The following is a 19046-nucleotide window of genomic DNA, read 5'->3' on the forward strand; positions in this document are numbered from 1 at the left end:
GGGACAACGGCCAGTGGCCCGGGCCAGGTGCACGCCGTGCGCCGGCGCAACAGGTCACATCGCGCCGGGCTCCAGCGGCGACAGCAGTTTCATGCCGCTGCCGGCCAGCATCACGCGCCCGGGAACCGCGGCGTCGTTGCCACCGTCGTCGCGCTTGGACCACGGCGCGCGCGTCCGCTCGCCGGGAAGGTAGACCTGCCAGTTGCCGTAGCGCGAAGTCTGGTCGCCGATGACGAACTGCACGGGGACGCGGACGACGTAGTAGTCGTCCCGCACATCCGGCCCGGTCGTGGGTACGTCGTAGCCCCACGTCTGCGCCGCGCGCATTACCGCGTCGCCCAGCTCACGGCGGATCTGGACGGCCTGGGCGTCCTTGGCGAGCACCGTCAGGTCGACTCGCTCTACGTGCGAGCCGATGGCGGCGCCACTGCGATCGATCTGGACCAGCACGTAGACCGTGCCCGTGGCGCCCATGCGCAGCATCCGGTGCGGATAGGTTGGCGGGTCGAACCGGCGGGACTTCAGCCGTGCGCGCTCCTCGAGTTCCTCCTCGATGTGGACGCTCGCGATGTTGAAGCGGAAGGTGGAGCGATCCACCGGGCGCGCGACCAGGCGCAAGCTGAAACGCGTGGACGAGGCCACCGGCTGGTCGTCGACAGTCGCCGGAAGTACCTGCCAGAGCGGAACGTGATGCGCGATATGCGCCATCACATCCGCCGACACCTCGTCTTGCCGGTCGATCGACCAGGAGGTAATGCTGCCGTCGGCCGCCACGTCGATGCGGCCGGTGAGGAGCATCGTCCCTTCTAGCTGCTTCATCAGCCCCGCGCGCGTCTGCGCCACGGCATCCAGGGACACGAGCGCGAGCAGCAGCACGAGCCAGACGGAAAGTCGCTTCACAGCGTTGCTCCTATCACGGGTTCAATGAGCCGGAGCGCGGAATCCACCGCCCGCACGTCGCGGCTGTCCAGCGCGGCCAAGGCCTCGGCAGGGAGGGTCGGCAGGTCGGGCGCCCACGGTGCCTGACGCACCGGCCCGGGGGCGAGGCTGCTCCCGTGCTGGCCCACGAAGAACTCGACCGGAATGCGAAGCGTGCCGCCGGTGGGCACTCCGTCGACCCGTTCGCGGACGCCGAAGCGCCAGCGCCGGGCGACGCCCATGCTTGCCTTCTCGAAGGCTTCGGCATAGCGACGCGCCCGATCGTGCGGCAGGCGATCGCTGACGCTGGTCTGCTCGACCGCGACGTCGAGCACGTCGCCCTCCCCGTCGACGCGCAGGAGCAATACGACCTTCCCGTTCACCCCGCTGCGCAGCGCCTCGACCGGGTACGGGGGCGGCGCCAGTGCCCGCCCGCCTTCGTGCGCGCCGAAGGCTACATCCTTCAGGCGCAGCGCGAGCTGGTCGCCGCCCTTGTCCCAGGCGTCGAACACCAGCAGCAGGCCGGTCTCGGCGGTGACCGCGCGGCCCTCGACGACCACCGGCTCAAACCCCCAGCCGCGAACCATCGACTGCAGCATCGCCTCGACCCCGGGTGGAACGTCGACGCTGGGCCGGTATTCCATCACTTCGCCGCTCGGGTCGACCGCGATTCGCCCCTTGATGCGGACCTCGACCTTGCCCACCGGCACGGCAGCCGCCGCAGCCAGCGGCCAGGCCAACAGCAGCCACGCGATGATCAGGATCCAGTGCTTGTGCATGCCGCCCTCCCCGGCGACGGTGCCTGCACGGAGACTAGCCCATGGCCCGGCATCACTGCACGCGCACGGGAATGCCCGATCGGGCGCTTCACTGACGGGCGGCCGGCGATGCGCAATACTCCGGCCCTTCGGGGGGGGGAAATTGCAGAGCTCCATGGGCAAGACCTGGTTCCGTGCGTCGATCGCCGCCGCCATCCTGCTGGCCTGGACCGCCTCGGCCGACGCCAGCCTGTACGGCCGCGACGGCTTCTCCGGGAATCCCGGCATCAACAACGGCGCCAACTGCAACGCCTGCCACGCTCCCGGCGCGGCGACGCCGACGGTGACCATCAGCGGCCCCAGGTCCTCGACGCCGGCACGATCGCCGAGTTCACGGTGACTATCAGCGGCGGCCCCGGCGCGACCGCCGGCCTGGGCGTGTCGGCCGCCGGTGTCGTGGGTGCCGCCGGCACCTTCCAGGCGCCGGCCGAAGACGTGCACGTGGTCGGCGGCGAGTTGTCGCACACGCAGCCCAAGCGCTTCGCCCAAGGCACGGCAAGCTTCCAGTTCCGCTGGCAGACCCCGGCCTACAACGGCCCGGTGACCCTGTACGCGGCGGGCAATTCCAGCAACGGCCAGCTCGACTTGCTCGGCGACGGCATCGGCACCGGCCAGCTCGCCGTGACAGTCAGCAACGGCGATGCCGATCCGCCGCCGCCAATCACCCCGCCACCGACCGACGCCGCGCTCGAGTCCTTCGTTTCAGGCCTGACGCAGCCGGTCGTGATCACCCACTCCGGCGACACGGCCTGTTCGTCGCCGAGCAGCCCGGACGCATCCGCGTGATCGACGGCGGTGTGGTGCTGCCCGTGCCCTTCCTCGACATCCGCGACCGCGTCGACGACAGCGGCAACGAGCAGGGCCTGCTCGGCCTGGCCTTCCATCCCGACCACGCGGACGACGGCTACTTCTACGTCAACTACAGCTGGGATCCACCCGGCAGCGGCCTCGACCGCACCCGCATCTCGCGCTTCACCGCAGGCACGAATGCCAACGTGGCCGACCCCGGCTCCGAACTGGTGCTGATGGAGTTCGACCAGCCCTGCGCCAACCACAACGGCGGCGACATCCAGTTCGGACCCGACGGCTATCTGTACATCGCATCGGGCGACGGCGGCAGCGGCGGCGATCCGCAGAACAACGCGCAGAACCCCGGCAGGCTGCTCGGCAAGCTGCTGCGCATCGACGTCGACGGCGGCGGCGCGCCGGACTGCAACCTGGCCTCCGGCCAGCACTACGGCATCCCGCCGGACAACGCGTACACCGACGGCACCGGCGGCGCGGGCTGCGACGAGATCTACGGGCTCGGCCTGCGCAATCCCTGGCGCATCGCCTTCGACGCGCTCACCGGCGACCTTGTGGATCGCGGACGTCGGCCAGAACGCTTACGAGGAAATCAACTTCGTGCCGGCGGACACCGCCGCAGGCCTCAACTTCGGCTGGCGCTGCTACGAGGGCGACCAGCCCTACAACGGCGCGGGCTGCAACAGTGCCTACTTCGCGCCGCTGGTGACCACCCGCCACGCTGACGGCAACTGCTCGATCACCGGCGGCCGCGCGTATCGCGGCGCCGCGTCACCGTCGCTGGCCGCGCGCTATTTCTTCACCGATTACTGCAACACGGCCATCCACACCATCACCTTCGACAACGGCCAGCCGCGGGTGGAGACCCCGATCCCGGCCGGCGCGATCAGCCAGCCGGTCGCGTTCGGCGAGGACGTGTTCGGCGAGCTGTACGTGTCCAGCCTCACCGGCACGATCTATCGCATCGTCGGTACGGGCGACACCGGGGAGTCGCAGGTCACCACGCTCACGGGGCAGTGCCTGCACGCGCAGGGCACCCAGCTCCTGGTGTGGCCGTGCACTGGCGGCAGCGGACAGCGCTGGGTGCTGCAGGGGGACGGCGCACTGCTCAACCCCGCATCCGGACGCTGCGCCGATTCCGCCGCCAGCGTCTCCCTGCGCGGAGCAGGCCAGCTGCGGCTCTCGGACTGCAACAGCCAGTCTTCGCAGCAGTTCACGCCCACTCCCGACAACGAGCTGCGCGGCGCCAGCGGCCAGTGCCTGGACCACTCGCGCACCGCCCGCCGCAGCGTGGAGATGTCGGACTGCAGCGGGGCCAACAGCCAGGTGTGGGTGTTCGTGCCCGCACCGGCACCGGCACGCGCCAAGCGCTGAGGAAAGCGCCGGATCCGCACGCCCCCACTGCACTCGCGCGCACGCTTGGCGCGAGTCGCAGTGAGCCTCAGCTCCGGTCGCGCAGGAACCGCGCCATCGACACCCCGGTCGGCGCCGGCGCGAACTCGGCGGCGACGTCGATGAAACCGCGCATCACCGCGACCTCGCGCGGGCTGCGGTTCAGCGCGTCGCGCAGGTCGGGATCGCAGCCGGCGCGCAGCAGGTGGCGGGCCAGGCGCAGCAGGCCGTGGAGGGCGGTCAGGTGCAGCGGGCCGAAGCCGCGCGGGTCCTGGGCGTCCAGGCGCGTGTCTTCGTCGAGCAGGCGGTCGACCGCGGAGAGCACCACGTCCTCGTCGCAGGCGGTGCCCGGTTCGGCGCGCGCGCCCAGCAACAGCAGCAGCGGGGTCACGCCGCCGGCGGCGACGGCATCGGGCTCGGCGCCGGCCAGCAGCAGGGTGTCGAACAGGGCCAGCAGGCGCGGACGGTCGCGCGCGGTGAAGCCGTAGAGCGCGGCGCAGTGCAGCGGCGTGAGGCCCTGGGCGTCGGCCGCCTGGACGTTGGCGCCGGTGGTGAGCAGGCGCGCGCAGATGTCGGGCATGCCGAGCGCTGCGGCGAGCATGAGCACGGTGACGTCGCCCGGCAGGCGCTGTTCCAGCGCGGCGCCGGTGGCCAGCAGGCGCTCGACGATCGCGCCGTGGCGCATGCTCACCGCGGCCGAGAGCGGCGTGGCACCGGTATGCGCCGCGCGCTGTGCATCCGCGCCGCGCTGCAGCAGCAGCTCGAGGGTGTCGGCGTGGCCGCCGCCGGCGGCGCGCAGCAGCGCGGTGCAGCCCTTGTCGTCGGCGGCATCGACCGGGAAACCGAGTTCGAGCAGGCGGCGCACCGCGCCGGTGTCGCCGGCCATGGCCGCGGCCGGCAGGTCGCCGGCCTGCAGCGGGCGCCCGGGCAGCGCCCAGCCGTTCCAGTCGAGCCAGTCGGCAAGGTCGCGGCGGCCGGCGGACAGGGCCACGCCCAGCGGCGTCTGGCCGTCGGCGGCACGCACGCCGGGCGAGGCGCCGCCCTTGACCAGCAGCTTCAGCGCCGGCTCGCGCGCCAGGGCCGCGGCCAGGTGCAGGGCGGCCATGCCGTGGCCGTCGCGGCGGTCGAGGTCGACGCCGTCGGCGACCAGGCGTTCGAGCAGGCGCATCCAGCCCAGACGCACGGCAAGCGCCGCGGCGGGGTCGCCGCCCGGCGATGGCGCGAACACGTCGGCGCCGCGTTCGATGAGTTCCAGCGCGAACTGCTCCAGCCCGCGTCCGGCCTGGTCCTCGCGCACGCAGGCTTCGAGGAAGCGCGCCAGGCCGCCGGCACCCGCCGGCGAGGCGCCGCCGCGCAGCAGCGCCTGCGCCGCGGGCAGCGCGGCGGTGCCGCGGCCGAGCAGCTGCATCAGCGCGCTGTCGCCGCCGCCCTCGCGCACGTCGGGATCGGCGCCGTTGAGCAGCAGCCATTCGATGCGCGCCGCTGCCGGCGGCGCGTCGCCGGCCAGGAGCAGGCCGCCGAGCTCGGCCGGGGACACCAGCTGCGCCAGCGGCTCGAGGCCTTCGAAGCGGCCCTCCCCGAGCTGTTCGCGCAGCACGTCCAGCGGCGGGCGATCGGCCGGAACGTCGCTGTCGCCGCCGAGCACGCCGGCCGGCAGCGGGTGCGCGGGGTCGAGCAGGGCCACCATCGCCCAGCGGCCACCGGCGGCGGCGTGGTCCACCGGTCGCTTGCCGGCGGCGTCCGCCAGCCCGGCATCGACGCCGAGCTCCAGGAGGCGCGCAGACAGCGGCGCGCTGCCGGAGGCGCAGAGGCAGGCCAGGTGCAGCGCGTTGCGACCCTCGCCGTCGAGCGCATGGGCGTCAGCGCGGTCGGCCAACAGTTCGAGCGCCGCCAGGTGGCCACCGAAGGCGGCTTCGTGCAGCGGGCTGCGGCCGTCCGCGTCGCGGGCATCGGCATCGGCGCGGGCATCGAGCAGGGCCGCCATGATCTCGGCGTGGCCGGCCAGGGCGGCCTCGTGCAGGGCGCTCCGGCCTCGGGCGTCGCGGGCGTCGACCTTCGCCTTGTGGCGGAGCAGCAGCGCCACGCCGGCGACGTCGTCGTCATCGCCACCGGCGGCGGCCAGCAGCGGCGGCGAGCCGCCTTCGGGCTCGGTGCGCGCGCCGCGCTCCAGCAGGAAGCGTGCAAGCCGCCAGTTGCCGCAGCCACAGGCGACGCCCAGCGGCGTCAGGCCCTCGGCGTTGCGGGCGTCGAGCTCGGCGGCGGCATCGCGCAGCAGCGCGGCCACGCCCGGATCCGAGCTGCGCGCGGCGTGGTGCAGGGGCGTGTTGCCGTCGCGATCGGCGGCACGCGGGTCGGCGCCGTTGGCGAGCAGCGTCATCACCGCTTCCGGCCGGCCGTGCCAGCTGTCGCGGGTCGCGGCCAGCAGGGGCGTCAGGCCGGCATGGGCGTGGTTGAGGTCGATGCCGCCGGCGATCAGCGCGCGCAGTAGGCGCAGGTCGGGCAGCACGGCGGCCAGCACCGCAAGCGGGCGCTGGTCGCGACCGTCCGCATCGGGCAGGGCGCGCGGGTCGGCGCCGTCTTCGAGCAGGGCCAGCGCACGCTCGACGCGCCCGCCCCGCGCCGCTGCGTACAGCGCCGCGGTGGCGTCGCCGGCTTCGGCCTCTTCAAGGGCGGCCGGCTGCGCCGGCTCCGGCATGTCCACCACTTCGATCAGGGCCTGCGACAACGGCGTCCGCAGCACGGCGAAGTGCAGCAGCGGCCAGGCCGCGGCCGCCAGCGCTGCCAGCGCCCAGCGCGCACCGCCGGCCACCAGCCCCGGCCAGGCAAGCGCCAGCGCCAGGGCCAGGATGGCGGCGATCGCCAGCGCCGCGCCCAGGCCGCGCCAGCTGGAACCGTCGTAGTCGTCCAGCGCGCGCCAATGGCCCGCCAGGCCCTGGCCGCCCGCGCCTTCGACCAGTTGCCACAGCGGCCACAGCCGCCACAGCGCGATCACGCCAAGGCCGGCGGTGGCACTGAGCGCGACCGCCGACCCCAGCGAGGCGCCGCGGCTTGCGAGCAGCGCCGACAGCGGCCAGCCCACCAGCAGCGCGGTGGCGGCCATGGCCAGCCCCCACAGCATGGCGAGCGCCAGCAGGTCGCGGCGCAGCCCGGCGTCCGCGGGCAGCGCACCGCCGCGCACCGTGCGCAGGCCGAGCGCGAACGCCGGCTGCGCCAGCCAGGCCGCCACGACCGCGACCACCGCTTCGGGAACGCCGGCCAGCAGGGCCAGCACCCCGCCGGCGGCGAGCGGCATCCACCCCTTCAGGGGCGGGCTCTTCGGGGGCGCACTCTTCACGGACGAACTGTCCACTTGCGACGGCTCAGGCATCGGTGCCCCAGTCTTCCGTCAGCGGGTCGAAGTCGGGACGCGGCGGCATCTGCAGGTGGAAGCCGTGGGCGACGAGATTGGCGCGCACCACGTCGGCGTCCTCGCGGGCGAGGCGACGGCCGGGGTCGAGCGCGACCTCGAGCACGAAGCGCAGCTCGCCAAGCTCGCCGCGGACCGGAACGGGGATGCGGCCGAAGTCGTCGTGGCCGGCGAGGTAGACGTAGGTATCGGCCTTTCGAAGGCTCTTGTAGACGAAGGCTTGCATCTGCTGGTCCGGCGTGTGGGCGCACGCGTGCAGGGGGAAGCATAAAGCAAGCGCGCCGCGGTGCCCGGGACCGGGCCCGCGGGCTGCTGCGGGTGCGTTCAGTGATAGCCGGCGTCGGCCTGGATCTTGCCGCGGAACACCGAATACGACCACGCCGTGTAGCCGAGGATGATCGGCAGCAACACCACCAGCCCGACCAGGGTGAATATCTGCGAGGACGGCGGCGAGGCCGCGTCCCAGATGCTCAGCGACGGCGGGATGATGTTGGGCCAGATGCCCACCACCAGGCCGATGAAGCCGAGCACGAAGAAGCTCAGCGTCAGCAGGAACGGACTGGCATCACGGCCCTCGCGCATCGCCGCGCGCCAGAGCAGCACGGCGTTGACCAGGGCGAGCAGCGGCACCGGCGCCAGCCACCAGAAGTTGCCGCTTTCGAACCAGCGCGCCATCACCTGCGAGTCCAGGAACGGCAGCCAGGCGCTGACCAGGCCCATGAAGGCCACCACCACCAGCACCAGCGGCCGCGTCAGCGTGCGCGCCACCTTCTGCAGCGGCCCTTCGGTCTTGAGGATCAGCCAGCCGGCGCCAAGCAGCGCATAACCGAACACCACCGCCACGCCGGTGAGCATCGAGAACGGGCTGAACCAGTCGAAGGCGCCGCCGAGGTACTTGCCCTCTTCCAGCGGCATGCCTTCCACCAGCGCGCCCAGGATCAGGCCCTGTGCGAACGCCGCCACCATCGAGCCGGCCGAGAACGCGCCACCCCAGAACCGCCTGGCACGCCGCGCCTTGAAGCGGAACTCGAAGGCCACGCCGCGGAAGATCAGCGCGATCAGCATCACCAGCACCGGCAGGTAGAGCGCCGACAGCAGTACGGCATAGGCCTTGGGGAACGCGGCCAGCAGCGCGGTGCCGCCGAGCACCAGCCAGGTCTCGTTGCCGTCCCAGATCGGCGCGGCGGTGTTCATCATGTGGTCGAGCTGGCCGCTGTCCTCGGCGAACGGCGCAAGGATGCCCAGGCCGAGCACGAAGCCGTCGAGCAGCACATACATGAGCACCCCGAAGCCGATCACGCCGTACCAGGCCACCGGCAGCCAGGTCGCGGTGTCCATCACGCACCCTCCGTCTGGGCATCGTCGCGGTCGCCGACCGACAGCGGCCGCGCCGGGGTCTTGTCGCCCCCTTCGGTACCGGGCGCGTCCTCATGCCGCTGCGGTCCCTTGCGCACCAGGCCCAGCAGGTACCAGATCCCGGCGCCAAAGATCACGGCGTAGGCGACGGCATAGGTGATCAGCGACGTCATCACGGCCGCCGCGGTGATATTGGGGCTGACCGCTTCGCTGGTGCGCAGCAGTCCGTAGACGACATAGGGCTGGCGGCCGATCTCGACCACGTACCAGCCCGCGACCAGGGCCACGAAACCCGCGGGGCTGAGCAGTCGCCAGCCGTTGAGCAGCCACTTCGATTCGAACAGCCAGCCGCGCCACCAGGCCCAGGCCGAGGCCAGCGCCAGCAGCAGCATGGCCACGCCCAGCCCGACCATGATCCGGAAGCCCCAGAACACCGGCGCCACCGGCGGTCGTTCGCTGGCGGGAACAGCGGTCAGCGGCTCGATCTCGCCGTCCCAGCTGTGGGTGAGGATCAGGCTGCCCAGGCGCGGGATGGCGAGCTCGTAGCGATTGCTCTCGGCGGCCTCGTCAGGCCAGGCGAACAGCACCAGCGGCACGCCGGCACCGGGTTCGCCCTGTTCCCAGTGCGCCTCCATCGCCGCCAGCTTCACCGGCTGGTGCTCGCCGACGTTGAGCCCGTGCAGGTCGCCGACCAGCACCTGCAGCGGCAGCGCGATCGCGGCGAAAGCCACCGCCAGCTTCAGCATCCGGCGCCCGCCATCGATGTGCACGCCGCGGCGCAGGTACCAGGCACTGACGCCGCCGATCACCATGCAGGTGGTGATGAACGCGGCCAGCACCATGTGTGCCAGCCGGTAGGGGAAGGACGGGCTGAAGATGATCGCCCACCAGTCCACCGGGTGGAACATGCCGTCGATGATCTCGTGGCCCTGCGGCGTCTGCATCCAGCTGTTCGCGGCGAGGATCCAGAAGGTCGAGAACAGCGTGCCCAGCGCGACCATGCAGGTCGAGAAGAGGTGCAGCTTCGGCGAGACCCGATTCCAGCCGAACAGCATCACGCCGAGGAAGCTGGCCTCGAGGAAGAAGGCGGTCAGCACCTCGTAGGCCAGCAGCGGCCCGAGGATGGCGCCGGCGCGTTCGGACAGCACCGCCCAGTTGGTGCCGAACTGGAAGCTCATCACGATCCCCGACACCACGCCCATGCCGAAGGAGATCGCGAAGATGCGCAGCCAGAAAAAGTAGAGGTCGCGCCAGAGGGTGTCGCGGGTGCGCAGCCAGCGCCACTCCAGGAACGCCAGCCAGTGCGCGAGGCCGATGGTGAAGGCCGGGAACAGGATGTGGAACGTGATCACGAAGCCGAACTGGATCCGCGACAGCAACAGTGCGTCAAGTGCGTCCACGCCGTTCTCCGCGGCGTTGACCGGGCGCCGCGCCGGCCATTGTGCGCCCCTACGGGTACCGGCCTGTTCAGGCGGCGTGAACACGGCCATGACCACCGGCCCTGAGACGCGGCGCGCGCGGCTGATAGGCTGGCGCGTCAATCGCCCCGGGGATCGCCGCACCATGCGCCACCGCTCTGCTGTTCCGCTGCTTTCACTGTCGCTGCTGCTGGCCACCGCGCCGGCGCTCACCGCCACCGCCCAGTCCGCGCAGCCGCAGGCGCTCGACCTGCACCAGGTCATGGCCGACCCGGACTGGATCGGCCCGCCGGTGGAGCGGGCGTGGTGGTCCTGGGACGGCGCCACCGCCTACTACATGGCCAAGCGCAGCGGCAGCAACGTGCGCGACACCTTCGCGCAGCAGGTCACCGGTGGCGCCGCGGCCCTGGTCGACGGCGCCGCGCGCGCCGGCATCGACGCCCATGACCCCGTCTACGACGCCACCCGCGCGCGCATGGCCTTCCTGCGCAGCGGCGACGTCTTCGTGCGCGACCTGCGCGGCGGCGCGCTGACCCAGCTGACCCGCACCGAGGCCGGCGAGTCCCAACTGCAATGGGGTCGCGACGGTTCACTGTCCTGGCGCAGCGGCAACGACTGGTTCCGCTGGACCGCGGGCGGCGGCGTGGGACAGGCCGCGAGCCTTCGCGCCGAGGATGCGCCGGGCACGGCGCCGAAGCCCGACGACCTGCGCGAGCGCCAGCTGCGCTACATCGAGACCCTGCGCACGGAGCGCGAGCGCCGCGAGGAACTGCGCACCCAGGCCGAGGCCTGGCGCAGCGCCGATCCGAGCCGCGCGCCGGCACCGGCCTTCCTCGGCAAGGATGTGGAGATCCAGGGCAGCGCCCTGTCGCCCGACGGCCGCTGGCTGTTCGCCGTGACCCAGGCCAAGGGCGCCGAGGCCGGCCAGGGCGGCAAGATGCCCAAGTACGTGACCGAGTCCGGCTACGAGGAGTTCGAGGACGTGCGCACCCGCGTCGGCCGCAACGACCCCACGCCGCAGTCGTTCTGGCTGGTGTCGCTGGACGACGGCAAGGTGCGCGAGCTGAAGACCGACCCGCTGCCGGGCGTCACCACCGATCCCCTGGCCGCGCTGCGCAAGGCCGCCGGCAAGGATGCGCTGAAGGGCAACCGCGCGGTGCGCATCGAGGGCTGGGGCGGCGACGTCTCCTCCGGCGCGCGTTGGAGCGACGACGGCGGCGCACTCGCGCTGATGCTGCACTCGGTCGACAACAAGGACCGCTGGCTGGCCACCGTCGACCTGTCGACGGCGAGCCTGCAGCCGGTGCACCGCCTGACCGACGCCGCCTGGATCAACTGGGGCTTCAACGAGTTCGGCTGGATGCCGGACGCACGCACGCTGTGGTTCCTGTCCGAGGAGTCCGGCTGGTCGCACCTGTACACGGCTTCGGGCAGCCGCGCGCGCGCGCTGACCTCGGGCCGCTGGGAGGCCTCGCAGCCGGTGCTGGCCGCCGATGGCCAGGGCTTCCTGTTCCTCTGCAACCGCGCGCGTCCCGGCGATTACGAGGTCTGCCACGTCGGCGCCGACGGCGGCGAGGTGAGCGAACTCACCGCGCTCGACGGCGTCGAGGACTTCGTTGCATCACCCGACGGCAGCCGCGTGCTGGTGCGGCACTCGACCAGCTACGTGCCGCCGCAGCTCTCCGTGGTCGACGCCGGCGGCGGCAGCGCCCGGCAGCTCACCGACACCCGCAGCGCGGAGTTCAAGGCGCGGGAGTGGATCCAGCCCGAAACCGTGCAGGTGCCCTCGAAGCACGGCGCCGGCACCATCTGGGGCAAGTACTACGGCCCGGCCACGATGGAGCCCGGCCGCGAGTACCCGGTCGTGCTGTTCGTGCACGGCGCCGGCTACCTGCAGAACGTCAGCGACCGCTACCCGAACTACTTCCGCGAGCAGATGTTCCACAACCTGCTGGTGCAGCAGGGCTACATCGTGCTGGACCTCGATTTCCGCGCATCGGAAGGCTACGGCCGCGACTGGCGCACGGCGATCTACCGGCAGATGGGGCACCCGGAGCTCGAGGACTATCTCGACGGCATCGACTGGCTGGTTGCCAACCGCCAGGCCGACCGCGACCGCGTCGGCATCTACGGCGGCAGCTACGGCGGCTTCATGAGCTTCATGGCGATGTTCCGCGAGCCGGAGAAGTTCAAGGCCGGGGCCGCGCTGCGCCCGGTGACCGACTGGTCGCAGTACAACCACGGCTACACCGCCAACATCCTCAACACTCCCGAGCTCGATCCCGAGGCCTACGCGAAGTCCTCGCCGATGGAGTACGCCGACGGCCTGCAGGGCCACCTGCTGATCGCCCACGGCATGATCGACGACAACGTGTTCTACAAGGACTCGGTGATGATGGCGCAGCGCCTGATCGAACTGCGCAAGGACAAGTGGGAGCTGGCGAGCTATCCGATGGAGCGGCATGGATTCGTGCATCCGGACTCGTGGTACGACGAATACCGGCGGATCCACGAGCTGTTCGAGAGGGCGCTGAAGGACTGAAGCCTGCGGGCAGTGGCGATGCGCGATCACGTCCCCGGGCAACGGGACGTGCGCGCCCGCGGGACGGCGGTGCACCGCCTTACAATGGCGGCATGAATGACTTCGACGCCGTGCGCGGCTATCTCACCGGCCTGCAGGACCGCATCTGCGCCGCCATGGAGGGCGCCGACGGCGCCGCCCGTTTCCACGAAGACGCCTGGACACGCCCGGACCACAGCACCGACGGCGGCCTGTCCGGCGGCGGCCGCACCCGCGTGATGCGCGACGGCGCGGTGTTCGAACAGGCCGGCATCGGCTTCTCGGACGTCTCCGGAACAGCGCTGCCGCCCTCGGCCACGGCGAACCGGCCGGAGCTCGCCGGTGCCTCGTGGCGCGCCATCGGCGTCTCGCTGGTGTTCCACCCGCGCAACCCCTACCTGCCGACCACGCATGCCAACGTGCGCCACTTCCGCGCCGAGCGCGACGGCCGGACCGTCGCCAGCTGGTTCGGCGGCGGCTTCGACCTCACGCCCTTCTATCCCTTCGACGAGGACGTGCTGCACTGGCACCGCACCGCGCGCGCGCTGTGCGAGCCCTTCGGCGGCCAGGCGCGCTACGACGCGCACAAGGCGTGGTGCGACGAGTACTTTTTCCTCAAGCATCGCGGCGAGACCCGCGGCGTGGGCGGCCTGTTCTTCGACGACCTCGCGGACGATTTCGATCGCGACTTCGCCTACATGCGCGCGGTCGGCGACGGCTTCCTCGACGCCTGGCTGCCGATCGTCGAACGCCGCAAGGCCACGCAGTACGGCGAGCGCGAGCGCGAGTTCCAACTCTACCGCCGCGGCCGCTACGTCGAATTCAACCTGGTCTGGGACCGCGGCACCCACTTCGGCCTGCAATCCGGCGGCCGCAGCGAATCGATCCTCATGAGCCTGCCGCCGCTGGCACGCTGGGAATACGGCTTCGAACCGGAGGCCGACAGCCCCGAGGCACGCCTGGCCGACTACCTCCGGCCGCGGGATTGGCTGGCGGAGTTGGGCTGAGGGAAGAGCGTTTTTTGCCACGGATTCGCGCGGATAGGCGCGGATGGAGCAGAAGCTTTTTTTGGCCACGGATTTGCGCGGATGACGCGGATTTGGCCGAGGCAAGTTCGAAGCGAGAATCCCTGTAGGCAAAAAATCTTTGGAACAGGGCGCGGTGATCCGGCTGGCCTCGCCCCGATCCGCGTCATCCGCGCAAATCCGCGGCAAAAGAACGCTTTTTCTTCTGTCTTTGCCCTATCCGCGCAAATCCGTGGCAGAAAGCGCTTCCGCTCTCTCAGCCCGCCGCATCCCGACGCGGCACCACGGTGATCGTGCCGTCGACTTCCAGCATGACCAGCGCGGCCCGGGACAGGTCGGCGATGCCGTTTTCGCGCAGGGCTTCGTCGATGTCGAGGCGACTGATGTTCTGGCGGCGCAGCACCGCCGGGAACAGCTCGCCCTTGCGACCCAGGAGGACGGGGCTGCCTTCAGCCAGGCGGTCGAGCAGCCGGCTGCGGGCGGTCGCAAAGCCCACCAGCCAGTTGCAGCCGATCAGGGTGGCGGCGAGGATCAGGCCGCCGAGCAGGGACACGTCCTCGCCGATCAGCGAGTTCTGCACCGCGGTGCCCAGCAGCACCACCACCAGCAGGTCGAAGGGCGTGAACTGGCCGACCGTGCGCTTGCCCGACAGGCGCAGCATCAGCAGCAGAAGGAAGTAGACGATCACCGCGCGGAGCACGAACTCCCACCACGGCATCGCAAGCTCGAACAGTCCGGACATGGCGCAGGACCCAGGGAGTGGAAGGCCAATCAGGCCACCCTGCCCGTGAAGGCGTCGTCCGCCGCCCGCGCTTCGCGCGCGCCTACGCGCGCAGCGCCACCGCGGCTCCCAGCAGCCCAGGGTGGGGGTGGGTCGCGACCTGGATCGATACCGGCTCCAGGTACGCGGCGAAACGGCCCTTGTCCAGGAAGCGCTCGCGGAAGGCGCTGGCGCGCAGGAAGGGCAGGAAGCGCGGCACGATGCCGCCTGCGATCATCACCGTCCGCGCACCGTGCACCAGCGCGACGTCGCCTGCAACGCTGCCGAGGATCGCGCAGAAGCGCGCGAGCGCGCGGCGCGAGACCACGTCGTGGCCGTCGAGCGCCGCGGCCACGACCTCGGCCGGATCGCGCAGCTGCCCGTCCGGCCCGCCATCGTGCCCACGCAACACGGCATCGATGATCGACAGACCGCTGCCCGACAGCAGCCGCTCCCAGGACGCGCGGCCGTGGCGCACGGCCACCCGGTCCGCGAGCACGCGCTCCTCGTCGCCCAGGGGCGCGAAGCCGACGTGGCCGCCCTCGGTTTCCACCACCTGCCAGCCGCGTTCGGCGCTGCCCACCAGCAGGCCGACCCCGAAGCCGGTGCCGGGCCCGATCACGCTGATCGGGCCACGCGTGAGCTCATGCGCCTGCCCATGCAGCACCACGCGCTCGCCCGGTGCCAGGACCGGCACCGCGTGCGCGATGGCGCCGAAGTCGTTGACCAGGCGCAGCTCCTCCAGGCCGAGCGAGGCGCGCAGCTCGTGGCGATTGAACGACCAGGCGCGGTTGGTCAGCCGGATTTCGTCGCCGTCGACCGGGCTGGCCAGCGCGATGGCCGCCCGCTGCGGGCGGACGCCGACGGCGGCAAGGTAGTGCTCGGCGGCATGCTGCAGGCTCGCGAACTCCGCGTTGCGCAGTGCCATCGGCTCCACCAGCTCCGGCACCGTCGCCGTGGGGTCGCACAGCGCAAACCGCGCATTCGTGCCGCCGATGTCCGCGATCAGCGCCAGCTCTCCGGTCACGGCATCGCTCCAGGCAGCCCGTCAGGCCCCACAGGCTACAGGCACCTCCCCGAAGGAGGCGATGGCGCTCAGGCCACGGACAGTAAAAAGGTTCATCTCCGAACTCCGGGGAACCGGTTCGACGAGGAGTGTCTGCTTCTTTCGCTACGCCCGGCCGTGACCTGGAGGGCCCCGCCGTGGCCGGGAGGGCTTCGCGGCTCATGTCCCCCCGCAACCCCCAGGCGGCGGATGCCTCCTCCTTTACTTCCCCGCGCAGCCCCCCCCGCCCACGACGGGGCTCGGCTTCGGCTGGAGTACGCACGATGCCCGGCTTTTGCTCCCGGGCCACCGCGTACTGCTGCACACCGGGTGCCAAGGCCCTTGAGAGCGAAGTCAAGGAGGAGGCGATGGCCGCAGGCCAGCGCCGGGGGACATGAGCACTCAAGGGCCTTGGCACCCGGCGCCCGCGCTGTATCAATGCGCGCCACTCCCTCAGTTGGGAGAAGAACCAATAAAAAAGCCCCGCTGGCAGGGGGGGCCGGCGGGGCTGAGAACGGGGCTCGGGGAGAAGCCGTCGTTCCGGGGTCGATCAACTCCAGGGGAGGGAGGTGATCTGCGACAGACCTTGCATCTGTCACGGGCTATATGACCACCGCGCACATGGATGGTTCGTGAAGATCACCGTTAAGTTTCTGTTGGATTCAGCCGGCGTTTACCAGTGCCGGGCGAGGGGTCCAGACCCCTCACCACTGACCGGATTCCGGACGCCTGTTCAGGTCGGTTTCTGAATACTCAGTGCGCCTGTTCCCAGTTGTCGCCGACGCCGCTGTCGACCACCAGCGGCACCCTCAGGCTGGCTGCCGCGGTCATCCGCGCCACCACCTCGGCCAGCAGGGTGTCGACGAAGCCGGCATCGCATTCGAACACCAGTTCGTCGTGCACCTGCAGGATCATCAGCGCGCGCTCGCGATGGTCGGCAAGCCACCCTTCCACGGAGACCATGGCGCGCTTGATGATGTCCGCGGCCGTGCCCTGCATCGGCGCGTTGATCGCGGCGCGCTCGGCGCCGGCGCGCTGCGCCTGGGTGCCTCGGCTGATGTATTCCAGCCAGAGGCGGCGGCCGAACACGGTTTCGACGTAGCCCTGCTCGCGCGCCTGCACCCGCGTGCGCTCCATGAAGTCGCGCACGCCGGGATAGCGCGAGAAATACAGCGCGATGTAGTCCTGGGCCTCGCCCCGGCCGATGCCCAGGTTGCGCGCCAGGCCGAAGGCGCCCATGCCGTACATCAGGCCGAAGTTGATCGCCTTGGCGGCGCGGCGCTCGTCGCCGCTGACGTCGTCGATCGCGCGGCCGAACACCTCCGCCGCGGTGGCGCGGTGGATGTCGGCGCCGGCCTCGAACGCGGCCACCAGGCCGGCGTCCTGCGACAGGTGGGCCATGATCCGGAGTTCGATCTGCGAGTAGTCGCAGGCCACGATCTTCCGCCCCGCGGGCGCGATGAAGGCGGTGCGGATGCGGCGGCCGTCCTCGGTGCGGATCGGGATGTTCTGCAGGTTGGGATCGCTCGATGCCAGCCGCCCGGTGGCGGCGCCGGCCTGCTGGTAGCTGGTGTGCAGGCGGCCGGTGTCGGGATTCACCATCTCCGGCAGCTTGTCGGTATAGGTGCCGCGCAGCTTGGCCAGGCTGCGGTAGTCCAGGATCACGCGCGGCAGCTCGTGCAGGTCGGCGATCGCCTCCAGCGCCTCCTCGTTGGCCGAGGGCTGGCCCTTGGGCGTCTTCACCCGCGTCGGCAGGCCGAGTTCGTCGTACAGCAGCGCGCAGACCTGTTTCGGCGAGTCGAGGTTGAAGCTGCGCCCGGCAAGCGCGGTGGCGCGCTGCTGCAGCTCGAGCATCCGCCGCCCGAGCTCCGCGCCCTGGCGGCGCAGTTCGCCGGCATCGATCAGCACGCCGTTGGCCTCGACGCGCGCCAGCACCGGCACCAGCGGCATCTCGATGTCGCGGTAGACCGGGACCAGGCCCGGCTCAGCGTCCAGGCGCGCGGACAGCACGCGGTGCAGGCGCAGGGTGACGTCGGCGTCCTCGGCGGCGTAACGGGTGGCGTCGTCGATGGCGACCTGGGAGAACGGGATCTGCTTGGCGCCCTTCCCGGCGACGTCGGCATAGGCCACGGTCTGGTAGCCGAGCTCGCGCCTGGCCATCGAATCCATGTCGTGGCGCGCGCGGCCGGCATCGAGCACGAAGCTCTGCAGCAGCGTGTCCTCGGCATAGCCGGCGACGTCGACACCGTGGCGGCGCAGCACGTGAAGGTCGTACTTGCCGTTCTGGCCGACCTTGCGCACCGAGGCGTCCTCGAGCAGCGGCCGGAGGGCTTCCAGTGCCAGCCCGCGGTCGAGCTGGGCCGGGGCGCCCGGATAGTCGTGCGCCAGCGGCAGGTAGGCGGCGTGGCCGGGCTCGCAGCAGACGCTGATGCCGACCAGGTTCGCGCGCAGCGCGTCCAGCGAATCGGTTTCGGTATCGAGCGCGAACAGGCCGGCCGCGCGCAGGCGCGCGATCCAGGCTTCGAGCGCCGCGGCGTCGAGGATCGTTTCATGCCGGCCGGGCGCGGCCAGCTCCGGATCCAGCGCGGCGTCGGCAGCCGTCGGCGCCGGGGCGATGAAGCCGCTGCCGGGGCGCGCGATCGCGGCGCGCGCCGGCACCACGCCGCTGGCGCTGCCGCCGTCCAGCTCCTTGAGCGCCTGCACGAAGCCGTAGCGCTGGTACAGCCCGCGCAGGGTCTCGACGTCGGGTTCGCGCAGGCCCAGGCCGGTGGCGCCGACATCGAGCGCGACGTCGGTGCGGATGGTCGCAAGCTCCCGGCTCAGCGGCAGGCGGTCGAGCGCCGCGCGCAGGTTGTCGCCGACCTTGCCCTTGATCTCGCCGGCCGAGGCCATCACGCCGTCCAGGCTGTCGTAGGCGGCCAGCCACTTGGCCGCGGTCTTCGGCCCGCACTTTTCCACGCCGGGGATGTTGTCGACGCTGTCGCCCATCAGCGCCAGCAGGTCGACGATCTGGTCCGGACGCACGCCGAACTTCGCGATCACCGCCTCGTCGGAATCGGTGCGGGTGCCGCTCATGGTGTTCACCAGGGCCACGCCCGGGCGCACCAGCTGGGCGAAATCCTTGTCGCCGGTGGAAATGGTGACGTCGATGCCCTCGCCCGCCGCCGCCAGCGCCAGGGTGCCGATGACGTCGTCGGCCTCCACGCCCGGCACGCGCAGGATCGGGATGCCGAGCGCCTCGACCACGTCGCACATCGGCTGCACCTGGGCGCGCAGGTCGTCGGGCATCGGCGGCCGGTTGGCCTTGTACGCGGGATACAGGTCGTCGCGGAAGGTCTTGCCGGGCGCGTCGACCACGAAGGCGACGTATTCGGGCCGTTCCTTCAGCGTGGCGCGCAGCATGTTGACCACGCCGAACAGCGCCCCGGTGGGCTCGCCCTGGGCGTTGGACAGGGGCGGCAGCGCGTGGAAGGCGCGGTAGAGATAGGAGGATCCGTCGATCAGTACCAGGTGCGTCATGCCCGGATTCTACGTCCTCGCCGGC

At 71.5% G+C, this 19046-nt stretch carries 15 protein-coding genes; 6 read left to right on the top strand and 9 right to left on the bottom strand.

Going from position 1 to position 19046, the window contains the following annotated elements; genetic code table 11:
- Positions 1–54: 54 nt before the first annotated feature.
- Together E2169_RS06695 and E2169_RS06700 are read right to left on the bottom strand one after the other, a co-directional pair.
- Complete coding sequence (locus E2169_RS06695) at positions 55–900, bottom strand: energy transducer TonB (protein ID WP_132985834.1); 846 nt, start codon at positions 898–900, stop codon at positions 55–57.
- On the bottom strand, positions 897–1697 hold the full coding sequence (locus E2169_RS06700; protein ID WP_165942348.1) for an energy transducer TonB: 801 nt from the start codon (positions 1695–1697) through the stop codon (positions 897–899). The genes E2169_RS06695 and E2169_RS06700 overlap by 4 nt, the downstream gene beginning before the upstream one ends.
- Positions 1698–1851: 154 nt before the next feature.
- Here E2169_RS06700 and E2169_RS14240 point away from each other — a divergent pair, with 154 nt between their 5' ends.
- From E2169_RS14240 to E2169_RS14555, 4 genes are all read left to right on the top strand, one after another.
- A complete protein-coding gene (locus tag E2169_RS14240; protein ID WP_165942349.1) occupies positions 1852–2076 on the top strand; it encodes a hypothetical protein in 225 nt (74 codons plus the stop codon).
- Complete coding sequence (locus E2169_RS14245) at positions 2073–2522, top strand: choice-of-anchor V domain-containing protein (protein ID WP_165942350.1); 450 nt, start codon at positions 2073–2075, stop codon at positions 2520–2522. The genes E2169_RS14240 and E2169_RS14245 overlap by 4 nt, the downstream gene beginning before the upstream one ends.
- Positions 2519–3265, top strand: a complete 747-nt coding sequence (locus E2169_RS06705; RefSeq protein WP_165942351.1) for a PQQ-dependent sugar dehydrogenase — start codon at positions 2519–2521, stop codon at positions 3263–3265. The genes E2169_RS14245 and E2169_RS06705 overlap by 4 nt, the downstream gene beginning before the upstream one ends.
- A gap of 208 nt (positions 3266–3473) precedes the next feature.
- The gene (locus E2169_RS14555) at positions 3474–3914 is read left to right on the top strand and encodes an RICIN domain-containing protein (RefSeq protein WP_341777416.1); all 441 of its coding nucleotides are present in this window, start codon (positions 3474–3476) and stop codon (positions 3912–3914) included.
- Between the two features lie 67 nt (positions 3915–3981).
- Here E2169_RS14555 and E2169_RS06710 read toward each other — a convergent pair whose 3' ends face one another.
- From E2169_RS06710 to E2169_RS06725, 4 genes are all read right to left on the bottom strand, one after another.
- Positions 3982–7224: an ankyrin repeat domain-containing protein gene (locus E2169_RS06710; protein ID WP_132985837.1), complete on the bottom strand. Its 3243-nt coding sequence runs from the start codon at positions 7222–7224 to the stop codon at positions 3982–3984.
- A 67-nt stretch (positions 7225–7291) separates the two neighbouring features.
- Positions 7292–7564: a YcgL domain-containing protein gene (locus tag E2169_RS06715; protein ID WP_132985838.1), complete on the bottom strand. Its 273-nt coding sequence runs from the start codon at positions 7562–7564 to the stop codon at positions 7292–7294.
- A 98-nt stretch (positions 7565–7662) separates the two neighbouring features.
- The gene (cydB, locus tag E2169_RS06720; protein ID WP_132985839.1) at positions 7663–8676 is read right to left on the bottom strand and encodes a cytochrome d ubiquinol oxidase subunit II; all 1014 of its coding nucleotides are present in this window, start codon (positions 8674–8676) and stop codon (positions 7663–7665) included.
- Positions 8676–10094, bottom strand: a complete 1419-nt coding sequence (locus tag E2169_RS06725) for a cytochrome ubiquinol oxidase subunit I (protein WP_229659077.1) — start codon at positions 10092–10094, stop codon at positions 8676–8678. The genes cydB and E2169_RS06725 overlap by 1 nt, the downstream gene beginning before the upstream one ends.
- A gap of 163 nt (positions 10095–10257) precedes the next feature.
- On the opposite strand from E2169_RS06725, the gene E2169_RS06730 reads away from it, so the two are divergent.
- Positions 10258–12654, top strand: coding sequence for a S9 family peptidase (locus E2169_RS06730; protein WP_132986007.1), 2397 nt, complete (start codon positions 10258–10260; stop codon positions 12652–12654).
- Between the two features lie 92 nt (positions 12655–12746).
- Positions 12747–13679 carry an oxygen-dependent coproporphyrinogen oxidase gene (hemF, locus tag E2169_RS06735; protein WP_132985841.1) on the top strand — a complete coding sequence of 311 codons (933 nt, stop codon included), beginning with the start codon at positions 12747–12749 and terminating at the stop codon, positions 13677–13679.
- A gap of 274 nt (positions 13680–13953) precedes the next feature.
- Here the strand turns inward: hemF and E2169_RS06740 are convergent, their stop codons facing one another.
- The 3 genes from E2169_RS06740 to polA all read right to left on the bottom strand — a co-directional run bounded on the left by E2169_RS06740 (position 13954) and on the right by polA (position 19021).
- Positions 13954–14439 carry a DUF421 domain-containing protein gene (locus E2169_RS06740; protein WP_132985842.1) on the bottom strand — a complete coding sequence of 162 codons (486 nt, stop codon included), beginning with the start codon at positions 14437–14439 and terminating at the stop codon, positions 13954–13956.
- A gap of 82 nt (positions 14440–14521) precedes the next feature.
- On the bottom strand, positions 14522–15484 hold the full coding sequence (glk, locus tag E2169_RS06745) for a glucokinase (protein WP_132985843.1): 963 nt from the start codon (positions 15482–15484) through the stop codon (positions 14522–14524).
- 771 nt (positions 15485–16255) lie between these two features.
- Positions 16256–19021, bottom strand: coding sequence for a DNA polymerase I (gene polA, locus E2169_RS06750; protein WP_132985844.1), 2766 nt, complete (start codon positions 19019–19021; stop codon positions 16256–16258).
- Positions 19022–19046 lie beyond the last annotated feature (25 nt).

The organism is Luteimonas terricola, from assembly GCF_004352845.1.
Taxonomy (GTDB): Bacteria; Pseudomonadota; Gammaproteobacteria; order Xanthomonadales; family Xanthomonadaceae; genus Luteimonas; species Luteimonas terricola.

Coding starts and splice junctions, on each gene's coding strand:
- E2169_RS14240 (WP_165942349.1), top strand. CDS start 1,852: ATGGGCAAGACCTGGTTCCGTGCGTCGATCGCCGCCGCCATCCTGCTG.
- E2169_RS06710 (WP_132985837.1), bottom strand. CDS start 7,224: ATGCCGCTCGCCGCCGGCGGGGTGCTGGCCCTGCTGGCCGGCGTTCCC.
- E2169_RS06740 (WP_132985842.1), bottom strand. CDS start 14,439: ATGTCCGGACTGTTCGAGCTTGCGATGCCGTGGTGGGAGTTCGTGCTC.
- E2169_RS06715 (WP_132985838.1), bottom strand. CDS start 7,564: ATGCAAGCCTTCGTCTACAAGAGCCTTCGAAAGGCCGATACCTACGTC.
- hemF (WP_132985841.1), top strand. CDS start 12,747: ATGAATGACTTCGACGCCGTGCGCGGCTATCTCACCGGCCTGCAGGAC.
- E2169_RS06730 (WP_132986007.1), top strand. CDS start 10,258: ATGCGCCACCGCTCTGCTGTTCCGCTGCTTTCACTGTCGCTGCTGCTG.
- cydB (WP_132985839.1), bottom strand. CDS start 8,676: ATGGACACCGCGACCTGGCTGCCGGTGGCCTGGTACGGCGTGATCGGC.
- polA (WP_132985844.1), bottom strand. CDS start 19,021: ATGACGCACCTGGTACTGATCGACGGATCCTCCTATCTCTACCGCGCC.
- E2169_RS06700 (WP_165942348.1), bottom strand. CDS start 1,697: ATGCACAAGCACTGGATCCTGATCATCGCGTGGCTGCTGTTGGCCTGG.